The 20,738-nt window shown below is 32.9% G+C and carries 16 protein-coding genes; 2 read left to right on the plus strand and 14 right to left on the minus strand.

Annotated features, from left to right (window positions below):
* Positions 1-71: 71 nt before the first annotated feature.
* Positions 72-1,334: a DUF5103 domain-containing protein gene (locus ACSVH2_RS04305; RefSeq protein ID WP_438091922.1), complete on the minus strand. Its 1,263-nt coding sequence runs from the start codon at positions 1,332-1,334 to the stop codon at positions 72-74.
* A 180-nt stretch (positions 1,335-1,514) separates the two neighbouring features.
* Between ACSVH2_RS04305 and ACSVH2_RS04310 the strand changes: the two genes are divergently transcribed.
* Positions 1,515-4,319 (plus strand): M16 family metallopeptidase, encoded by a 2,805-nt coding sequence (locus ACSVH2_RS04310; protein WP_438091923.1) that lies wholly within the window; start codon positions 1,515-1,517, stop codon positions 4,317-4,319.
* A gap of 51 nt (positions 4,320-4,370) precedes the next feature.
* On the opposite strand, the gene ACSVH2_RS04315 is transcribed toward ACSVH2_RS04310, so the two are convergent.
* From ACSVH2_RS04315 to ACSVH2_RS04350, 8 genes are all read right to left on the minus strand, one after another.
* The gene (locus ACSVH2_RS04315) at positions 4,371-5,141 is read right to left on the minus strand and encodes a class I SAM-dependent methyltransferase (RefSeq protein WP_438091924.1); all 771 of its coding nucleotides are present in this window, start codon (positions 5,139-5,141) and stop codon (positions 4,371-4,373) included.
* Complete coding sequence (gene map, locus ACSVH2_RS04320) at positions 5,141-5,959, minus strand: type I methionyl aminopeptidase (protein WP_438091925.1); 819 nt, start codon at positions 5,957-5,959, stop codon at positions 5,141-5,143. The genes ACSVH2_RS04315 and map overlap by 1 nt, the downstream gene beginning before the upstream one ends.
* A 75-nt stretch (positions 5,960-6,034) precedes the next feature.
* Positions 6,035-7,423: a TolC family protein gene (locus ACSVH2_RS04325; RefSeq protein WP_438091926.1), complete on the minus strand. Its 1,389-nt coding sequence runs from the start codon at positions 7,421-7,423 to the stop codon at positions 6,035-6,037.
* Positions 7,423-8,772: an HlyD family secretion protein gene (locus tag ACSVH2_RS04330; protein WP_438091927.1), complete on the minus strand. Its 1,350-nt coding sequence runs from the start codon at positions 8,770-8,772 to the stop codon at positions 7,423-7,425. Before ACSVH2_RS04330 ends, ACSVH2_RS04325 begins: the two co-directional genes overlap by 1 nt.
* Positions 8,773-8,774: 2 nt before the next feature.
* Positions 8,775-10,436 carry a peptidase domain-containing ABC transporter gene (locus ACSVH2_RS04335; RefSeq protein ID WP_438092261.1) on the minus strand — a complete coding sequence of 554 codons (1,662 nt, stop codon included), beginning with the start codon at positions 10,434-10,436 and terminating at the stop codon, positions 8,775-8,777.
* A gap of 12 nt (positions 10,437-10,448) precedes the next feature.
* On the minus strand, positions 10,449-11,123 hold the full coding sequence (locus ACSVH2_RS04340) for a TetR/AcrR family transcriptional regulator (RefSeq protein WP_438091928.1): 675 nt from the start codon (positions 11,121-11,123) through the stop codon (positions 10,449-10,451).
* A 2-nt stretch (positions 11,124-11,125) separates the two neighbouring features.
* Entirely contained in the window at positions 11,126-11,830 is a 705-nt protein-coding gene (locus tag ACSVH2_RS04345; RefSeq protein WP_438091929.1) for a TerC family protein, read from the minus strand.
* Positions 11,831-11,832: 2 nt separating this feature from the next.
* Positions 11,833-12,477, minus strand: a complete 645-nt coding sequence (locus ACSVH2_RS04350; RefSeq protein WP_438091930.1) for a leucine-rich repeat domain-containing protein — start codon at positions 12,475-12,477, stop codon at positions 11,833-11,835.
* A gap of 149 nt (positions 12,478-12,626) precedes the next feature.
* Between ACSVH2_RS04350 and ACSVH2_RS04355 the strand changes: the two genes are divergently transcribed.
* Entirely contained in the window at positions 12,627-13,895 is a 1,269-nt protein-coding gene (locus ACSVH2_RS04355) for an acetyl-CoA hydrolase/transferase family protein (protein WP_438091931.1), read from the plus strand.
* A 233-nt stretch (positions 13,896-14,128) separates the two neighbouring features.
* On the opposite strand, the gene ACSVH2_RS04360 is transcribed toward ACSVH2_RS04355, so the two are convergent.
* From ACSVH2_RS04360 to ACSVH2_RS04380, 5 genes are all read right to left on the minus strand, one after another.
* Complete coding sequence (locus ACSVH2_RS04360) at positions 14,129-14,644, minus strand: DUF695 domain-containing protein (RefSeq protein WP_438091932.1); 516 nt, start codon at positions 14,642-14,644, stop codon at positions 14,129-14,131.
* Between the two features lie 160 nt (positions 14,645-14,804).
* Entirely contained in the window at positions 14,805-15,404 is a 600-nt protein-coding gene (locus ACSVH2_RS04365) for a hypothetical protein (RefSeq protein ID WP_438091933.1), read from the minus strand.
* Positions 15,405-15,564: 160 nt separating this feature from the next.
* A complete protein-coding gene (locus ACSVH2_RS04370; protein ID WP_438091934.1) occupies positions 15,565-16,002 on the minus strand; it encodes a hypothetical protein in 438 nt (145 codons plus the stop codon).
* 539 nt (positions 16,003-16,541) lie between these two features.
* Positions 16,542-18,068, minus strand: coding sequence for a 2,3-bisphosphoglycerate-independent phosphoglycerate mutase (gene gpmI / locus ACSVH2_RS04375; RefSeq protein ID WP_438091935.1), 1,527 nt, complete (start codon positions 18,066-18,068; stop codon positions 16,542-16,544).
* 43 nt (positions 18,069-18,111) lie between these two features.
* Positions 18,112-20,550 carry a DUF5916 domain-containing protein gene (locus ACSVH2_RS04380; RefSeq protein WP_438091936.1) on the minus strand — a complete coding sequence of 813 codons (2,439 nt, stop codon included), beginning with the start codon at positions 20,548-20,550 and terminating at the stop codon, positions 18,112-18,114.
* Between the last annotated feature and the right edge of the window lie 188 nt (positions 20,551-20,738).

Here is a 20,738-nt window from a genome sequence, read left to right on the forward strand (position 1 = left end):
TGATAGATTGTTTTATGTTGTCAAATTTACGAAAAATAAAATTTGGTAAGTGAATTTGATGTTAAATTTTCCTAATTTGTTATAGCGACAGAAGTTGCTATTCCTTTTCCTATAATTCTATCATATCGTTGGTTGTTCTCTCTGTAGTAAACCAAAGCAAAATAATTATTTTCGGTTGTGCTATAATTTCCATCAATAGCATTTTCTTCATCGATTTTGCCTTTAGAATCTGCTAGTACATATTGAAAATTAGTGAAGCCTTGTTTAATCATTATTGCTTTTTCAAAAACCTTTTTTTCGGGATTAAATTCCATTTTGTTTTCTTCACTTAGAGCGTAATTGTTAAACATACCATTGATGTAAATGGATTTGTTTCCATAGGTGTTTGGTGCAGCAAGCGTAAAATAAACCCATGCATAATCGGCTTCTATTTGATTATTTTCAGCACCAACATTATTGACTATAAAATTTCCGTTTAAATCTGGAAAAAAAGTATAAGGTGCTTTTCCTCTTGGTTCGCTAGGATATAAATGAGCACAGTATAATCCACCAACAGAGTTTACATAAGCCACGTAATTATTTGCTGCTCGAATATCTTTGTTTTCAAAATTTAAAAATTCGTTTCCGGCCCAAAATTGCGTTTCGGTATCGTATTTATAAATTAAATCATTGCCAATAGTATATTGCGCTTTTACATTTGTTATGGCATTGTCAAATCTTCCATTTTGCAAAAGCATAATTTTAACATTGGCCAAAGGACTTTGAAAAGCCATATTTCCTGGTCTGATAATTAATTCTAAGTTTTGTTTTTGTCTTAAAGTATTTAGAGTTCTAGCTGTTTTTACCAAAAGTGGAGCAGCAACTAATTCTTCATACAAAATAAATTTTCTCGTAAAAACAACTTCTTTATCATCGTCTAAAATTTTCAGAATGTAGTTTCCACTCACTCTAAATCTGGTGAATTTGTTTGGAAAAGTAAGACGATAATGAGAATAGATTTGAAGCGCATTGACAGAATTGGTGTAATCCTGAATTCGCTGATCATCAAAGCCAAATATGTATTCATTTTTTGCTAATTGTGATGGTTTCCAATCATAATCACAATGGGTTAACGTGTAAAAATAATTGGCTTCATTACCATATAAATCGTCAAACTGAAATTCGAAAGCTTCGCCTAAACCGAATATAGGAATTACATTTTGTTGGTTTTGAACAAAAGTGACCGTTTTTATATGAAATGGAGGTGGTATTTCTTTCTCGATTTGAGAAAAAATTGTTCCTGAAATAATTATAAATATATAAGTGAATATGCTGTTTTTAAACATAGTTTTCATTTTTGGAATTGTAAATATAATAATTATTTAGCACATGAATTGTGCCATTTATTTTCATTAGTATATTGTAACGCTAATATTTTGTTAAAAGTATTATTGAAAGATTTTTTTTGGTATTTTCACAATAAATGTAATCCTTATCCGTTATTATCTTTATAAACAACAAAAAACCCAATTTTTATGAAACAAATTTTAAAATCGTTACTTGTTCTTTTATTATTTCCAATAACAATTTTTGCTCAGGACTTAAAAGGAACAGACGCAATTCCCTTTGATTCTAATGTAAAAAAAGGAACCCTTAAAAATGGGCTTACTTACTACATTAGAAGGAACACTAAACCCGAAAACAAAGTCGATTTAAGACTGGTAATCAATGCGGGTTCAATTTTAGAAACCGACGATCAACAAGGATTGGCACACTTCATGGAACACATGTGTTTCAACGGAACAAAACGTTTTCCAAAAAATCAATTGGTAGATTATTTACAAAGTATTGGTGTAAAATTTGGACAACATTTAAATGCTTACACAAGTTTTGATGAAACGGTTTATTTTCTTCCAATCCCGTCTGATAATCCTGAAAAACTAGAAAAAGGATTTCAAATTATTGAGGATTGGGCTTTCAACGCTAATTTAACTGGCGAAGAAATAGACAAAGAAAGAGGCGTTGTTCTTGAGGAATATCGACTAGGACTTGGAGCTGATAAAAGAATGCAAGATAAATACATTCCTAAAATGATGTACAACTCGCAATATGCAAATCGTCTTCCTATTGGTAAAAAAGAAATTTTGGAAAACTTTACCTATGATAAATTGACAAGTTTCTACAAAGACTGGTACAGACCCAATTTGATGAGTGTGATTGTTGTGGGTGATATTGATGTAGCTGCGATGGAGCAAAAAATAAAAGACCATTTTGAAAGCTATCAAAACCCAAAAAACGAAAAGCCAAGAAAAACTTTTGAAGTGCCAAATCATAAAGAAACATTTGTTTCGATTGAAAGTGATAAAGAAGCAGCTCAAACACAAATTCAATTACTTTATAAAGATTATGGTACTCGAAAAATTAAAAAAACTATATCCGATTTAAGAGATGTTGCAATTGAAGCATTATTTACAACGATGTTAAATAATAGATTGAATGAATTAACAAATTCACCAACACCACCATTTACTTATGGTTTCACATATCATGGTGAAACATTTGCAAGAAATAAAGAAGCTTTCCAGTCTTTTGCAATGATAGACGAAAAAAAACAAATAGAAGCTTTAAAAGTTTTAGTTACTGAAAATCAAAGAGTAAAAAAATATGGTTTTAATGCCGGTGAATTTGAAAGAGCAAAAAGTGATATCTTGTCAAGAGCAGAAAACCAATATAAAGATAGGGATAAAACAGAATCTGAAAATTTCGTGTGGGAATGTCAATCAAATTTTTTGAATCAACAACCTATGTCAGGAATAGCTTGGGATTATGAATTTGGTAAAAAAATCATGCCAACAATTACTTTAGCGGAAGTAAACAGTTATATTAAAGACTACATAAAAGAAGATAATAGAGTAGTAGTGATTACTTCACCAGAAAAAGAAGGATTAAAAAAAGTAACAGAAAAAGAAGTATTGGCAGCTATTGCTTTAAATGCTGATGATTTGAAACCGTATTTAGAGAAAACTCTGGCCAGCAGTTTATTGCGCAATCCAGTAAAAGCGGGTTCGGTGGTAAAAAAAGAAACCAATGATAAAATTGGAGCCACCACTTTAACTTTGTCAAATGGAGCCAAAGTAACCTATAAGAAAACCGATTTTAAAAATGATGAAATTCTATTAGAAGCGCTAAGTTTTGGGGGATCAAACTTATTTTCCAATGAAGAAATGAAAAAGGTTCAATTTGCTAATGGCGGATTAACCGAAGCTGGTTTTTCTGGATTAGACAAAAATGATATAGACAAGTTTATGGCAGGAAAAATAGCCAATGTATCGCCATATATCAGTAACACAACCGAAGGTTTTAGAGGAAGTACCACGCCAAAAGATTTAGAATATGCTTTTCAAATGCTACACGCTTATTTTACCGATTTGAATTTTAATCCTGCTGCTTTTGAAGGTTTTAAACAAAAACAATCAAATTTCACGGAAAATATGATGTCGCAACCGAGTTTCTATTTTCAACAAGAATTTTACACTTATTTGAATAAAGAAAACCCAAGATGGAACGGCTTAGTTCCTAATGCTGAAAAGTGGGCTGAAACCGATTACAAATTAGCTTATGACAAATACAAAGAGCGTTTTGCCAATGCCGGAGATTTTGAATTTTTCTTCGTAGGAAATGTAGATGATGCCACAATGGAGGATTTTGCCAAAAAGTATATTGCTTCCTTGCCATCAAACGGCAACAAGGAAATTGCAAAAGATACAGGTTATCGATTATTGAAAGGCGATATCAAAAAAGTAGTCAACAAAGGGAAAGACCCAAAAAGCAATGTGACTATTATGTTTTATGGCGATGCCGCTTATACTCCAAAAGAAGCTTTAGCAATGACAGCACTTGGCGAAGTGTTAACCATTAAATTAATTGAAGAATTAAGAGAAAATGAAAGCGGGGTTTATGGTGTGAGTGCACGTGGAAGCATGAATAAAGTGCCTTATGGTTCCTATAATTTCAACATAGGATTTCCATGCGGACCTGAAAACGCAGAAAAATTAACAGCATCTGCTTTAGCCGAATTGGAGAAAATAATCAAAAATGGACCAGATGAAAAAGATGTAAATAAATATAAAGAAGCCGAATCAATGGAGTACAAAAAGAAAATCAAGGAAAACCGCTATTGGATGACTAATTTCACTAAATCTTTTATGAATGGTTCAAGCCCTGATGATATATTAGTTGCTTCCGAAAATGTGAAAGCAATAACCGCAAAAGAAATTCAGGATGTAGCTGTAAAATATTTAACAAAAGATAAAACTATTGGAATATTAATGCCCGAATAGATTTTTAAGATTTATTAAAAAGTCAACATACTGAAAAGTGTGTTGGCTTTTTTATTTAAAACAAACTGGAATAATTTCTCCTTTTGCCAAACAATATTTTTCCACTAATTCTGGTGAAATTTTATTGGTGTAATCTTCTTCTACAACTTTAAAACCAATACTTCTTAGCTTTTCAAAATAATCTCTTCCATACACGCGAACGTGGTCGTATTGACCAAATATTTTAGCACGCTCTTTTTGGTCAACAATTGTATCATCAGAAAAAGTAGTGGCTCTTGATAAATCTTGAGGGATTTGAAATATTCCCATTCCACCTGGTTTTAGCACGCGATATAATTCTTGCATGGCTTTGGTGTCATCAGGAATGTGCTCCAAAACGTGATTACAAAAAATAATATCATAAGCATTGTCCTCAAAAGGTAAATTGCAAATATCCGCTTTGACATCTGCTAATGGAGAGAGTAAATCGGTGGTGGTATAGTCAATATTTGTTTGTTTTTTGAACCGTTTGTAAAATTCTTGCTCTGGTGCAAAGTGCAATACTTTTTTCTTTGTATTTGATGTGAAAAAATCAGTTTCATTTTGCAAATACAACCACAATAAACGGTGTCTTTCTAATGAAAGTGTACTAGGTGACAACACATTGTTGCGTTGATTTCCGTAACCATATGGCAAAAACATTCTAAAACTTTTCCCGTCAATTGGATCCGTAAAAGTATTTCCTTTTAGTAAAAATGCTAATATTGGTCGAACCACAATACTCAAACGGATTAGTATTGGTCTTGGGATGGTATTTAGTATAAACTTAAATATTTTTTTCATTATAATACAAACGGGATTTTTCTAAACTCATTTTCCTCATTACTTTCAATTCCCAGTGCTTTATAAATATAGGCAAAAGTAGAAAGCAACTCTGGTTTCCCATCAATGAGTGCTACATTATGTTCAAAGTGAGCACTTGGTTTTCCATCGGCTGTAAGAATGGTCCAACCATCTTTGAGTTGTTTAATGTTTTTGGTTCCCATGTTTATCATCGGTTCAATGGCAACTACCATTCCTTCAACAAAAAGCTTTCCGCGACCACGTTTTCCATAGTTGGGCATTTCTGGGTCTTCGTGCATTTTTCTCCCTAATCCGTGTCCTACTAATTCACGAACTACACCATATCCATGTGATTCTGTATATTTTTGGATGGCATTACCAACATCTTCTACACGATTTCCAATTTTGAATTCACGAATACCAACATATAAACTTTCTTTAGTAACTTGAAGTAGTTTTTTTACTTCTGGTGCAACTTCTCCAATTTCAAAAGAGTAGGCATGGTCACCATAAAATCCATTTTTCAAAGCGCCACAGTCTACCGATATTACATCGCCTTCTTGAAGTGGAGTATTATTAGGAATCCCATGAACAACTTGAGCATTTGGACTCATGCAAAGTGAGTTTGGAAAGCCATACATGCCTAAAAAAGCTGGTTCTGCGCCGTGGTCTCTAATAAATGTTTCGGCTAATTTGTCTAAATATAATGTTGTTACGCCTGGCTTTATTTCCGAAGCAATCATGCCTAAGGTTTTGGAAACTATTAGGGCACTTTCGCGCATTAATTCAATTTCTTCTCTAGTTTTTTGGATAATCATGTTTGATATTTTAACGTCTTTCCTTTCGGGCTTTCGCCACGAAATAGTTGGCAAAAGTAACTATTTTACCATTACCTATTCAGGATTTGCCATGATTTTAAATAACTCAGCGTTTGAAATAAAGTATCTGTTTTCAATATTTATTCTTGACAATTGACTACTCACTAAATTATTTTCTCTAGAATTTATTAAAAATATTGAGCTTTCACCAAAAGAAAACAAGCGTTCTTCGGAAGTAAGCATAGTGTTGTAGTCCTTTACCAAATTAGTTATAATATCTTTTTGTTTTACTAATGATTGAATTTCAATTTGCTGCGCATTGATTTTATTTTTTAGCTGTACTTTTTCTAAATCCAAGTCCAGTTGGGCATCTTGAACTTTGAATTTTGCTATTTTTAAATCACCTCTTTCTTTTCTTAAAAAAAGTGGAAAAGCAACGTTTAGTCCTATTTTGTAATCTTGAAATTGGTATTCGTCAAAATAGGAAGGTTGAGATAAATAGGAATACCCAAGGTCAACTTTGGGCAAAATCATATTAGCTTTCAGTTTTTTGTCAACGGTTAATATGTCAACTTTACTTTGAAGTGCATTTATTTTCGGATGATTAGTAATAGAAAAATCGCCGTTCAATAAATCGTTTGTTCTCAATGTTTCTTGAATGGTTTGTTCTAAATTTTCTTCAGGAATTAACTCCTCTGCCAATTCAAATGGGATGTTATTTTCTAACCAAAGAAAATTTGACAACTCAAGTCTTGCTTTGTTTAATTTCAATTTAGAATCTTCCAAACTTAGTAATCTGTTTTTTACAATAATACCTGCTTCAGTACTATCAATTGCTCGTTTATCGCCTTCACGAATTAAGGATTGAATTCCTGTAAAACGTATTTGTGCATTTTTAGCATAAACATCATAAAGTACTACTTCGTTATAATTCTTCTTCCAATTAAAATAGGCAACAGAAGCTTCATATAAAACAGCAACAGCTTGAAGTTTTTGTTCTGCTTGGCTCAAATTCACCTGTAATTTAGCTTTTCTTAAATCAGCCATTCGTTGATTAATAAATAATCCTTGACCCAACGAAAAATTAATTCCTACTGCTGTCAATCCTTGGTTAGGTAAAGTATTTTGCGGGTTGAGATAAGCACCACTAGTATCTTCAAAGCCTGCCTTTAATTCAATTCCGTACCATGTTGGGATTTTGAAACTGCTATTCAGGATAGAATAATATTCAGTGTCTTTGAATTTTTTTTGATCAAAATCTACTTCAATTTTGGGGTCAAATCCACCACGAGCTTTCATCAAATTTGCTTGTGCTGCATCAATATTAAGATTCGCGCTTTTCACCATAGGATGGTATTTTTTCACAAATCCCAAAAATTCGTTATAGCTAAATTGTTTTGATGGGTTGGTTTGACCAACAACCGAAAGACCAAAAAGCATTACAATGTAAATCGAAAATCTCATTATTTTTTCTCTTTTTGAGTGCTAGCGCTACTTGGTTGATAATAATTTGGTGGAAATCCGTTTAGTGTTCTCCAAAGTTCAAACCATATTGGAACATTGTCTAATAAAGCTAAAGTTTGTGCACCCGAACCGATGCTAACTTGTTTTGGCCATGGTTCTTCGTCTTTATCTGGAGCAATTAACACTCTAAATTTCCCATTTGGACTGATGAAATTTTCGACCGCTACTATCTTTCCGCCAAAAGTACCGTAAGACAAATTTGGCCAACCCGAAAATACAATCGTAGGCCATCCATCAAACCATATTCTCACTTTTTCACCTTTGTGAACCAATGGTAAATCGGTAGGTGTTACATATGTTTCAACTGCAATATCGTATTTAAAAGGCATGATACTCACTATTTGAGTTCCTTCTTTAATAGTTTCCCCAATACCCGATTGTAATGCTCTGTTTACATACCCACTTTGTGGTGCTTTGATGTAGTACATTCCATTTCTAATTTGGTAATTGGTATATTGATTCTTTAGTTTATTCACTTGAGCTTCAGTGTCAAATTGATTACTCAAAGCGGTAAATTGATCACTTCTTGCTTTTTGTTCTTTTTCGTTGTACTCTGCCATGATTCTGTTTATTTCAACCTTGGCATTAATCAATTCATTTTCGCTAGTTAAAAGTTTATTCTCTTGCGTAATAATTTTAGCATCTACTTCTTGCAATTTTAATCGTTTTTCTTCCACATCGGTTAGTGGTTTCAAACCTTCTTTGTTTAAAGCAAGGGAACGATTGAATTGTGTATTGGCAATTTTTACTTGAGTTCTAACCGCTATTAAATCAATACTATCACTTGTGACTTTTAATATTGCTTGTCTTATTTTGTTTTTAGCTTGTTGTAATTTCAAATTCTTTTCGTTTTGAATAGCAAGAATTTGCGCTGATAAAGTGGAAACTTTACTGCTATATGACTCTTGTGACATTTCTTTTGCCTTCATTTGGCTTTCTGTATTTTTAACCAAATTTGGATCAAGATAATCTTCTTTGGTTTCCGAAATGAATAAAATAGTGTCGCCTTTGTTTACAAAATCGCCTTCTTTTACATACCATTTTTCAATTCTTCCTGCGATAGCCGTATGTATGGTTTGTGGTCTTTGGTCTGGTTTTAATGTAGTAACAGCACCAGAGCCAGAAATATTTTGTGTCCATGGCAAAAACAAAATAATTAAGCCTAGAATAGAAACACCAAGAATTATTTTATTCAAAATCTTGTAATGCGGTCTGTTACTTAGATTTTTTACTGTGCTAAACTGTTCAATGTTTTCAGTAATCGGAGTGTTATTAGAAATATTGAGCATGATTAATTTGTTTTGGTATCGTTACTAATTTTTCCTTGACTCATAGTGATTATTCGGGTGCATTTTTCTTTCCAATATGGATTTTTAGAAGTCACAATTAAAGTCCATTTGTTTTCCTTTGATGTTAAAAAGTCAATAACTTCTTTTGATATTCCATTATCCATTTTATCCAATACATCTTCGTAAAAAAGTATTTTTGGTTTATTGATAATGCTTCTTGCCAATAGAATTTTTTGAGCATTTGAAGCTGAAAGTTGTCTTCCTTCAGGGAAAATTTTGGTGTCCAATCCTTTAGGCAATGATTTAATAAATGGACCTAATTTTACACTTTCAATCGCCCACTTGATATCATCTTGAGAAACGGATGGATTATTAAATGTGATGTTTTCTAAAATCGTTCCTTCAAATGGTGTTTCTCCATAAATGATTGTTCCTATTTGTGACCGATATTGTTGCAAATCAATTTTTCTGTAGGTATCGTCATTGATAAAAAAACCTCCAGAAGTTGGTTGTAATAATCCTGATAATATTCTAATTAATGTTGTTTTTCCCGAACCATTATCGCCTTCCAAAATTATTTTTTCGGAGCTTTCAATCTTTAAATTAATTTTGTTTAAAACATAATCCGTTGCTTCTGGAAACTTGAAGTTAATATTTTCAGCTTCTATAACAATTTCTTTGTAACATATTTCGGTTGGTGCGTTTTGACTTGGTTCTAAGTTTAAGTCAACTATTTGTCCAATTTTTTCAACAGCAGTCAAAACATCGTATAAGGTTTCAAGTCCAACAATAATCTTTTCAACGGAATTAATGACTAATAAAATTATGATTTCTGCAGCCACAAATTGTCCGATATTCATTTTTTGGTTTAAAACTAAATATCCACCAATAAAAAGTAAACCCGCAGTAATAATTATTTTAAAAATAATTAAATGTATGTACTGTCTTTTAATAATATTGAAGTGCTTTTCTCTATAATTTAAATATTGAGAAACGAGATTGTTGTTTTTATGTAAAGCAAATTCAAAGCTGGTTTGTTTTCTAAAACTATAATTGTTTCTGGCTATTTCTTGTAACCAGCTTACAACTTTATATTTGTATTTCGATTCTTTTAAACTGGTGGAAAGTCCTATCTCATAAGAAAATTTAAAAATGGCATACAGTAAAAACATCAATGTGATACCAAAAAATATAAAGAAAGGATGATACAATGATAACAAGATAATTCCAAAAATGATTTGTAATAAAGCCGTAGAAAAATCTATTAAAAGTTTTGAAGCTCCTTTTTGGATTGTGAGTGTATCAAAAAAACGATTGGCTAATTCTGGCGGATACTGATTGTGAAGTTCATCAAATTTTATTTTTGGAAATCTATAGCTAAACTCAAAAGAAGAACGGACAAATATTTTTTGTTGCAAATTTTCAGTAATTCTAAGTTGCATGATGGACAGTAATCCAACTAATGCCACACCTATTATCACAACAACTACAAGCACAATCCAAGAGACACTCACTCTTCCTGATTGTATTAAATTTATAATTGCCTGAATTCCTAGAGGTAACGATAAACTGATTAATCCTGCAAAAATGGCATAGAAAATGACCTGAGAAATATCTTTTTTATCTAAAGCGAGTAAATTTAATAAACGTCGTGAAGGAGTAATTTGCATAATTGATTATTTTTTTAATGTTGTAACAATTAAATCCAAGTAAAAATCTGTTGGCGATACATTTTCATTGCAATTTGTAATTGTTTTTAAATGATCTTTCAAAAAATGTTGATGCAAAGCGCCTTCTACTATACTAGAAGCAAGCGTTTTTGAATAAGGATAAGTCTCATAAACTTCTTCAATCATTGTTATTAATCTATTGATTACATTTTTATAAACTAAAAAGAAACCTTCTTTGTTTTCTTCATCCACTTCTTTTGTCAGAAGTGTTTTGGTAAATTCTTTTACAATAATTTTATTTAAAATAGCTTCGTTTATGTGCAAAGTAGCGCTGTCATCTTCAATTTTTTCGGTAACAATGATTATAGCTCTTTTTAATCGCTCCATTGAATTTGCAACATTATTTGTAGCTAATACTAGTTTATATTCTATCCATCCCCAATACCAAGATGATAGATACAAAAGCAGTTTATGTTTACTTTCAAAATAACGGTATATTGAACTTTCATTCGAATTTATTCGTTCACCCAGTTTTTTGAATGTAAAGTTATCAAAACCAATTTCATCAATTAAAATAATACTTTGCTCTAATATTTTTTTCCCTAACTCTGATGTTTCGGGATTTTTCACAAATAATTTTGGATTGACTGTAATAGTTATATTGGAAAGAATTGAGTTCATTTTTATTTTTTTGTCGAAATAGGTTTAACAGTTTTCATTTGTATTACATCAACTAAAAATGCAAAAGCCATTGAGAAATAGATGTATCCTTTTGGAATTTCAAAATGAAATCCTTCAGCAATTAGTGAAACACCAATCATCATTAAAAAACACAAAGCTAGTACTTTAAATGAAGGATGTTTAGAAATAAATTCACTAATTGGTTTTGAGGCAACAAGCATAATTAAGACTGTTACGACTACTGCAGTATACATTATCCATAATTCTTGAACCATACCCACTGCGGTAATAATTGAATCTATTGAAAACACTAAATCCAGAAGTATCACTTCTCCTAATAGTTTACCAAAACTCCCTTTTTTAGGCAGCTCTGACTCTAGTGAGTTGTGGGTTTCTGTTTTGTGATAGATTTCTTTAGTACTTTTATAAATTAAAAATAAACCTCCAATAATTAGAATTAGCCCTTTTCCTGAAAAATCAACATCAGAAATGGTGAATAAGGTTTTATCCAATTTTAAAATCCATGAAATCAATGCCAATAAACACAATCTCATAACCATAGCCAATCCAATTCCCCAATATCTGAGTTTGTTTCGCTGGCTTTCTGGTAATTTATCAGCTAGAATGGAGATAAAAATAATATTGTCGATTCCTAAGATTACTTCTAAGGCAATAAGCGATATTAAAGGCACTACTATTTCTGTCATTTTTATTTTAAATTAATTCGGAAACCAAAATTTATATTGTTTAATTCTGGTAGGTTAGGGTTAATTTGATTGTCTTTTAAATCTAAGTATTGTAAATGCTGTAAACTCATTATTTGTTTTGGTAATTCCTTCAATTGGTTATTATTTAAGTACAACATCTCTAGCGAATTTAATTTATCGAATTTTTTTGGTAACGTTTTTAAATTGTCATTTTCAAGATGTAATTCTTTTAAACTTGATAAACTGGCAAGTACATCGATGTTTTTTTCTAAATCAAATTGTTTTTCATCGTTAAGATATAAAACTTCTAATTTAGATAAACTCTTTATTGTTTTTGGTAGTGTTTTGAAATTGTTACCACTTAAATCCAATATTTTTAATTTATTAAGTTTAGAAATTCCATCGGGAATTATAGTCAAGTTGTCATTTTTTAAGCTCAAGTATTCTAAGTTGGTAAATACTTCCCATTTGATATCTTCTAAAATTAAATTTTGATTACCAAGGTCAAGACTTATAACATTTTCTGGTGTGAGTAAAGCATCATTTAAGTTTGAATACTTGTTGTTGCTAGGCACATTTTCTATTTGGGCAAAAACTATAGTATTGCCCAATAAAATAATCAATACAATCAGCACAATACGGTTCATAATTTTTCCTTTTGAAATTTTAATATGCAAATATAATAGTAATACTATTGAAAATGAAATTTTAACTTTTATTTATACTTTTTCAATTATGAGAAATATCATGTTTTTTTATTATTTTTCCACTTAATTTTGAACAAAATAGTTAAGTCATGAGTAAATATGTTACTGCAGCCGAAGCTGTAAAAGTTATAAAATCAAACGATAGAATTTATGTGCAAGCCGCAGCGGCAACGCCTACCATTTTAACCAAAGCATTAGCAGAACGCGCAGCCGAGTTGCGCAATGTTGAGGTTTGCCATTTGCATACCGAAGGTGATGCGCCTTATGCCAACCCAGATTTAGCCGAAAGTTTTCATGTGAATTCTTTTTTTATTGGACCTAATGTTCGCCACACACTTACTGCTGGAAACGGTTCTTACACTCCAGTTTTCTTGAGTGAGTTACCCTATTTGTTTCGTAAAAATGTAGTGCCGCTTGATGTGGCATTTATTCACGTTTCTCCGCCCGACAGACATGGCTATTGTTCGCTTGGGGTTTCTGTTGAAGCTACTGTAGCGGCTATAGAAAATGCAAAAATTGTCATTGCACAAGTCAATCCGCAAATGCCAAGAACTTTTGGCGATGGTATTATTCACGTTTCCGAAATTGATTATTTAGTAGAAGTTGATGTACCCATTTTTGCTCACGAAGAAGCTCCTTTTTCCAAAGAAGAAGAACAAATTGGTAAATACGTCGCTTCATTAATAGAAGATAGAAGTACGTTGCAAATGGGAATTGGTTCTATTCCAAATGCTGCTTTGGCTCAATTGACAAATCATAAAGATTTGGGATTACACACCGAGATGTTTTCTGACGGTGTGATTGATTTAATAGAAAGTGATGTTATCAATTGCAATTATAAAGGCACATTGCGTGGTAGAATTTTAGCCACTTTTCTAATAGGTTCAAAAAGATTGTATGACTTTGTAAACGACAATCCGTTTATCGAAATGAAAGAATCTTCCATGGTAAACGATACGGCTCGCATTCGTAAAAATCCAAAAATGGTCGCCATCAACTCAGCAATAGAAGTAGATGTAACGGGACAAGTTTGTGCGGATTCTATTGGTGCCAAAATGTATTCTGGTGTTGGAGGACAAATGGATTTTATTCGTGGTGCCTCATTAAGCGAAGGCGGAAAAGCCATTATTGCTTTACCATCTATTACCAAAAGAGGCGAAAGCAGAATTGTTCCTTATTTAAAACAAGGTGCAGGTGTGGTTTCTACTCGTTCTCATGTGCAATACATCATTACCGAAAATGGAATAGCCGATTTATATGGTAAAACCCTAAGACAACGCGTTAGCGATATGGTTAGAATTGCGCATCCAACGCATCAGGAAAGTGTTGAAAGGGCATATTATGAAATGTTGAAATAATAACCTTTGTCAAAGTTTGTAACTTTGACAAAGGAATTATAATAGTAAGACTTTCTGAGAAGCTAATCCGATAGTGCATTTGTATTTCGTGCCTATAAAAACACCAAATCATTTATATAGCAAATTTTTTTGTTTTGTTTTATCTGGTATTTTTTTGCTCGACTTTATGGGCACGGATTGCAAATCCGTACTATCGGGAGTTTTGTCCACCGTTAATATTTGTTGTTGGATTTTCATTTCAAAAAACCGTCAACTGTTGCCCATTTTGGGTCTTGGTTAATTTCATAACCAAACCCTCTAATTAATCCTTCTTTGTTCGTCTGTGTCTTTAAATAATTATGAACTTTCTCTGGGTCGTCAAGATAAATGTAAACGTCTAAAAAAGTGTCGTTGAATAAATGTCCAATGTAATGTGCTGTCGTTAATTTTTGAATTTCGGCTAGTAGTTCGTCTTCGAGTTTATTTGCAATTGCACTTTCTTCATTTTTTGGTAGTCCATTTTCAAACAAATTGTCAAGGTCAAGTCCAATTGCTATTTTTAAACACCAAGGGTATTTTGCTTTCTTGTCGTAAGTCTTGTAAGCCATATTAAATGAACCAATAACTGGTTTGTTTCCAATTTTTGCTTCAACTACTGAAAAGCTCTCTTTTGGAAATATGTCTTTACTTTCAGTCTTGTTGCTTTGTCCGCAACCAAATAGAGTTGTTAAAAATCCCATTGTCAATATTATTAAAGTTTTTTGTTTCATTGTCTGTCGTTGTTGTGTCGTCCGCTACGCTTGCAGGTAACGGTTTCGGGCTTGGCGAAGGTGGCGATTTTCACCACAAATGTTGATGCGGAGAGCCAAACTTTGATTAACCACAAATGTGTCTGCGGAGCACTGAACCGCCACTTTTGCCAAACCCTTGTTACCAGCCGTTTTTTCTTTCCACGTCATACTTGTAGGGATTTTCAGAGTCAAGTTGTCCGTTGTGATAAATTAAAAATTCTGCGTTTTTGTCGTCAAGTTTAACTGTCTCAATTTTAGTAATTCCTAGCAAACAAAGGTCGCCAATATGAAAAACTTGTTTGTCAAAAATTCCGAACCTTGTCTGTGTGATATTTATAATTTCACCACAAGCTAAAAATCCACCTGTCGTTACTGTTATTCTATAGTTTTCGTCAAGTTGTCGTTCATAAACTAATTGTCCAAGTATAAGCGACAAACCAGCTACCACTAATATTGGTGTCAATATAAATGCGGTCAAGATTTTCTTTTTTGTGTTTTTGAATATTACAAAGTAAGCAATTGTCGATACTATAAATGTCCAGCTAATTGTCGAGAAGGTATAAAGTCCTTTTAGGCTGTAACCATTAAGTCCAAAACTTCCGAATGTCAAAAATAAAATTGTTGCTACGATTAATATTCTAACTACTACTTTTTCCACTCTCGGAAAAGTCGTCTTGGTCAGAAGTGGAATACAATTCAGTCCAATTATTAGTCCTATAAATATTATTATCGCTGTCATTTGTGTGTCGTCCTAAAATGGCTGGTAACGTCCCCGCGCTACAAGCAGTTTGGGACTAAATTAAGCCCATTTTTCGGATTTGCCAAATCTTCCTGACACAAAACCAACTTCAAATTAAGCCAAATGCCCAAATTGCTTGTAGCGTGTGTTAGGTGCTGGCTTATTTCCATTCAGATTTAATTTGTGTAAACCATTTGTTGAGTTCTTCACTTTTTTGCCAACCTCGACTTTCATACATTGCAATTATGATAAATTTTTTAAATTCTTCAATTGATTTTGTAGCTCCTTTAACAGATGCATTTTCCCATGGTTGGCTATCTTTAGTCATTTGATATTCAATATGGTATTCTTCTAAACCATTTGCAATTAATATTACATGCCAGTTAGACATTGAATTATCTTCAGAATGTAATAATAAAAAATCGTGTGAAGTCAATCCATAAATTATTGTTTCCGTAAACGTTTTGTTTATCACGTCAATTATTTTAAGCATAGATTTTCCAATACCGGAAGATATTTTATTATTTTCGGAAGCGCATTGAGTATAGAACTCTTCAAGTGATTGTCTTTTTTGTTCAGAGCATCTTATTAAAGGCATTTGTAAAATATTTTAAGATTAAGTTTTTTTATAGCTTAATTTTCCCATTCTGCACGGCGCTTGCACCTAACTCGTATATATGTGTGACTAAATAACACAAAGCCAACCAAATTTGGATGTATATGTGTGACAACTGTCATACTTATTTGTTTTCCAAATATATAAAAATAATTTTCCGCATCAACCAAGTTGATAAACTCAAAGTCTAGAAGTCTTAAATACTGAGTTTTCAACCCTACCGACTTCAGTTTAACCTAGATACTGAGTTTTCAACCCCAACTGACCTCGGTTTACCCTAGATACTGAGTTTTCAGCCCCAACTGACTTCAGTTTACCCTAGATACTGAGTATCTAACTTCAAAAGTTCACTCGGCAACCGAGATACTGAGTTTTCAACCCCAATCTTCTTTGCGGGAAGGTAAACGCGCTGCGTTTGATAAAAAATTAAACGTTAGATTGGAGTTTTGTTTTTATTATAAAAAAATACCCCAAAACAGTGTCTAACTTTTTTGGGGTAATCTTCAATTCGAGTAGTTATTTTATAATCGTACCAAAAGGGATTTTCCAGTCATTACTTCGGGTTTTTCAATGCCCATCAGTTCTAAAATAGTAGGAGCAATGTCGCCGAGAACGCCATCTTGCACTCTAATATGGTCTTTATCTACCATAATTATCGGCACTGGATTAGTCGTATGCGCCGTGTTTGGCGAACCATCAGGATTTATCATCGTTTCGCAATTGCCATGGTCAGCAATGATAATGGTAGTATAGTTATTTTCCAAAGCGGTTTCCACGACTGCTTTCACACAAACATCAACCGCTTCACAAGCTTTGATGGCGGCAGCCATTACACCAGTGTGTCCTACCATATCGCCATTGGCAAAATTCAGACATACAAAATCAACTTCTCCTTTTTTAAGTTCAGGAACGAGTGCGTCTTTTAATTCAAAAGCACTCATTTCGGGTTGTAAATCATAGGTAGCCACTTTGGGTGAGTTTCTCAAGATGCGAGTTTCGCCTATAAACGGAACTTCTCTTCCGCCAGAAAAGAAGAAAGTAACATGCGGATATTTTTCGGTTTCAGCAATTCGAATTTGCGTTTTATGATGTTTTTCTAATACTTCTCCTAGCGTTTCCGTGAGATTGTCTTTATCATAAATAACGTGAACATTTTGATAGGTATCATCATAATTGGTCATCGTTACATAATACAAATTCAGTTTGTGCAAATTGAATTCATGGAAATCTTTTTGCGAAAGCGCTTCCGTCAACTCGCGTCCTCTATCGGTTCTAAAGTTGAAGAAAATCACCACATCGTCATTTTGAATGGTAGCCAAAGGATTGTCATTTGCATCAACAGCGGTCAAGGGTTGTATGAATTCATCGGTTACATCATTGGTATAACTTTCGGCTATGCTTTGTGCTAAATTAGTAGTGTGAGTTCCAGTTCCGTTTACGACTAAATCATAAGCCAGTTTCACACGTTCCCATCTTTTGTCTCTGTCCATCGCATAATAACGACCAATAACAGAGGCAATTTTAACAGAAGTATTTTGAATATAATTTTCTAAATCTTGAATGTATCCTTTCCCCGATTTTGGGTCCACATCGCGACCATCGGTAAAAGCATGGATAAATACTTTTTGTAAACCAAAATCTTGAGAAGCATCAATCAATCCACGAAGGTGAGACGTATGCGAATGCACACCACCATCGGAAACCAATCCTAAGAAATGAACCGCTTTGTTGTTGTCTTTGGCATATTGAAAAGCATCTACCAAAGGTTGTTCTTTGTTCATGGTTTTATTGGCGACTGCCAAATTAATTTTGGCTAAATCTTGGTACACAATTCTACCCGCACCAAGGTTCATGTGACCTACTTCGCTGTTTCCCATTTGACCTTCGGGCAAACCTACGTTGAGACCGTCTGTTCTTAGTTGGGCATTGGGATATTGTGTATAAAGGCTATTTATAAAAGGGACATTGGCATTGTCAATGGCAGAAACTTTGGGATCGGGTGATTTTCCCCAACCGTCCAAAATCATTAGGATTACTTTCTTGTTCATTAGGAAATATTTTAAACAAAGGTAAGGCTAAATTTTGATTTTTTTAAAAGCGTTCCCTTGTTTTAGGCTTGGTAATTTTTAAATTTTTTACAGAATTGTAATCAATAAAATAACGAACGCTGATGGAGAAAATGTGGTTCAGGTTTTCATTATTTACCGCATCACTCAGGTTATTATTGAAATTTTTATCAAAATCACGAGTGAATAAAGCAGAACTGTTTCTGTATAAAACCGAAACTTGGCTTCCTGGCGCAAACCACCACGAATAGGTTAAATCCAAATTCCATAAATTCAGGTTAGAATTTTTGTTTTCGGTGTACGCTGTGTTTTCTTCTAAACTTCCGTCATCCATCAATGTTAGAATTTCATGATTGGTAGCATATGACCAATAATAGCGAAGGTTTAAATTGAAATTCATTTTATTGTTAACAGAATATTTTCCTTGTACTGAATTGATATAGGTAACTCTATCTCTTCGGGCAAAAATGGTGTTTCCATCGTCATCAAAATCAATCCATCCAATATTGTTATCTTGTTGGTTGTAAGTGAAATTATATACTAATGAAATTTTATCATTGAAACGATATCTTGGTATTAGAGAAAAACCATAAGTAATTCGATCTTCTTCATCAAATACAGTAATGGAAGGATTTACATCAATTGCAAATTTCCTGTTGTAATTGGACGAAAAATAGAAATAGGTGTAATAATTTTCAGGAATGGTTACAAATTTTTCTTCATTATAAGAACGTGGTTCATAAAAATCATACACTTCCAATGGACATGCTGTTATGCCAAAACCGTAGTAGTCATTTTTCTTATCAGTTATATTAAAGTACAATTTTAAATTTCCAGCTTGTATTCTTCCGGTTCGGTTGTCAAACTCAGAGTAGCCATTCAAAAAAGCTTGAAACGTATTGAATCGTTTGGTAGGATTTATTATTCTGTAACTGGAATTGGCATACAACGAATGATAATGGGTTATGAAATTGATGCCTAAATCGTTAATATCAAAATCATCTGAAACATAATTTCCGCCAACACTATACCTATATTTTCCGCTGGTTTCTCCTAAATTTAATGAAGTATTAAAACCGGTTTTGTTATTAATATCTCCTGTTTCATTAATATAACTGTATTTATAATCTCCCGAAATGTTATAAGTATTAGCTTTTGTGTTTAAATCCCAAACCAAAGCAGAAACATTAGCATCTCTATATTCGCCATCTCGGGTTACATTTGTGTTTACTAATGAAACGGAAGAATTTTTATTAAAGCGTTGGTCTAATGTGAAAACATTAAAGTTGGCTACTGGTTCTGTTTCAGTTCTGACATCACCTGTTTCATAGTTAATAATATCGACAGCGGTATTTTCAGTAACAGCGTTTAAAACCCCAATTCCTAGTCCATTTTTTGTTCTCCCCGAAATTTTTACTGCATTTAATAGTTTGACATTGGTGCCTTCAACAAAATCTTCATTGTCACCTAATTTATATAAAGGTAAACCACCAATTCTTCTCGTGTAAAGCAAATTGCCCTTGCTGAATAAATCGGTTCCTTCTGTAAAAAACGGTCGATTTTCTGTGAATTGTTGTTCAAATGCTGTTAAGTTTAAAACCACATTATCAAATTTAGTTTGACCAAAATCTGGAATTAATATAGCATCCAAAGTAAATGCATCGTTAATACCATACTTGATGTCCAATCCGCCTTTAAATTCGCCAGTTGTTTTTTCATTACTACTGGTATATAAATATTGAGAAGCATAGGGTATAAAGAACAACCTTGTTGGTGTTTTGATGCTTTCAATTCCTTCTAATATTCCGGCTTGAGTGCTTTCATTGGTGATTTTATTGTCTAAAAATGACCATGTGTATTGTTGTCTTGCACTGCGAATTTCACGATAGAAGTTCAAACCCCAAGTTTGTTTTTTTTCAGTTGAAAAGCGTAATGCTGCAAAGGGAATTTTCATTTCTACAGCCCAACCAAAATCGGTCATTATTACTTGACTGTCCCAAATGGCATCTATAGTAAAATCTTCTCCTTTGTCTTCAGTATAAACACCGTCTTGTTGTACGCCAGCTGAACTCACAAAAAAACGATACTCTTGCTGCCCATCATTAAAACCATTAAACCAAACGCCAAAATGGTCGGCAACAGCAAAATTGTCTCTAAGAGTGAGCTCGCTTAAAATTTTGTTGGGTTCATTGTCGTAAAGTTTTGCGGCAACGTAAACAGCAGTATTGTCATAAACTATCCTAACTTCAGTTCGTTTTTCATGCGCTATGGGTTTTCCATTATCAGGATTAAGCATAATGAAGTCGGTCGCCACTTCTGCTGATTGCCATGCTTTTTCATCAAATTTTCCGTCAATAATTATTTTCTCATCTATGAGTTTAGTGTGAAGTGTTTTTTTTTGTCCAAAAACAAAACTACTAAATAGAAGAAGGGCATAGAGTAAAAAGTACGAATACTTGGGCATATAGTAGTGGGTTAGGGATAACAAAAATAGTTAAATAATTGATATTTACAAGTCCACATAAAAAAACTAGAATTATTTTTAAGGAGGTAGAATAATTAAATTTCACTTAAATAAGAATAAAATATTTTGTTTTAGAGAATTCATACTATATATTTGCCCCATCCAAGTCTAATTATAAACCTATTGTA

The sequence above is a fragment of the Flavobacterium sp. RSB2_4_14 genome (genome assembly GCF_051547085.1).
In the GTDB taxonomy this organism is placed as follows: domain Bacteria; phylum Bacteroidota; class Bacteroidia; order Flavobacteriales; family Flavobacteriaceae; genus Flavobacterium.

Coding starts and splice junctions, on each gene's coding strand:
- ACSVH2_RS04305 (WP_438091922.1), bottom strand. CDS start 1,334: ATGAAAACTATGTTTAAAAACAGCATATTCACTTATATATTTATAATT.
- ACSVH2_RS04310 (WP_438091923.1), top strand. CDS start 1,515: ATGAAACAAATTTTAAAATCGTTACTTGTTCTTTTATTATTTCCAATA.
- ACSVH2_RS04315 (WP_438091924.1), bottom strand. CDS start 5,141: ATGAAAAAAATATTTAAGTTTATACTAAATACCATCCCAAGACCAATA.
- map (WP_438091925.1), bottom strand. CDS start 5,959: ATGATTATCCAAAAAACTAGAGAAGAAATTGAATTAATGCGCGAAAGT.
- ACSVH2_RS04325 (WP_438091926.1), bottom strand. CDS start 7,423: ATGAGATTTTCGATTTACATTGTAATGCTTTTTGGTCTTTCGGTTGTT.
- ACSVH2_RS04330 (WP_438091927.1), bottom strand. CDS start 8,772: ATGCTCAATATTTCTAATAACACTCCGATTACTGAAAACATTGAACAG.
- ACSVH2_RS04340 (WP_438091928.1), bottom strand. CDS start 11,123: ATGAACTCAATTCTTTCCAATATAACTATTACAGTCAATCCAAAATTA.
- ACSVH2_RS04345 (WP_438091929.1), bottom strand. CDS start 11,830: ATGACAGAAATAGTAGTGCCTTTAATATCGCTTATTGCCTTAGAAGTA.
- ACSVH2_RS04350 (WP_438091930.1), bottom strand. CDS start 12,477: ATGAACCGTATTGTGCTGATTGTATTGATTATTTTATTGGGCAATACT.
- ACSVH2_RS04355 (WP_438091931.1), top strand. CDS start 12,627: ATGAGTAAATATGTTACTGCAGCCGAAGCTGTAAAAGTTATAAAATCA.
- ACSVH2_RS04360 (WP_438091932.1), bottom strand. CDS start 14,644: ATGAAACAAAAAACTTTAATAATATTGACAATGGGATTTTTAACAACT.
- ACSVH2_RS04365 (WP_438091933.1), bottom strand. CDS start 15,404: ATGACAGCGATAATAATATTTATAGGACTAATAATTGGACTGAATTGT.
- ACSVH2_RS04370 (WP_438091934.1), bottom strand. CDS start 16,002: ATGCCTTTAATAAGATGCTCTGAACAAAAAAGACAATCACTTGAAGAG.
- gpmI (WP_438091935.1), bottom strand. CDS start 18,068: ATGAACAAGAAAGTAATCCTAATGATTTTGGACGGTTGGGGAAAATCA.
- ACSVH2_RS04380 (WP_438091936.1), bottom strand. CDS start 20,550: ATGCCCAAGTATTCGTACTTTTTACTCTATGCCCTTCTTCTATTTAGT.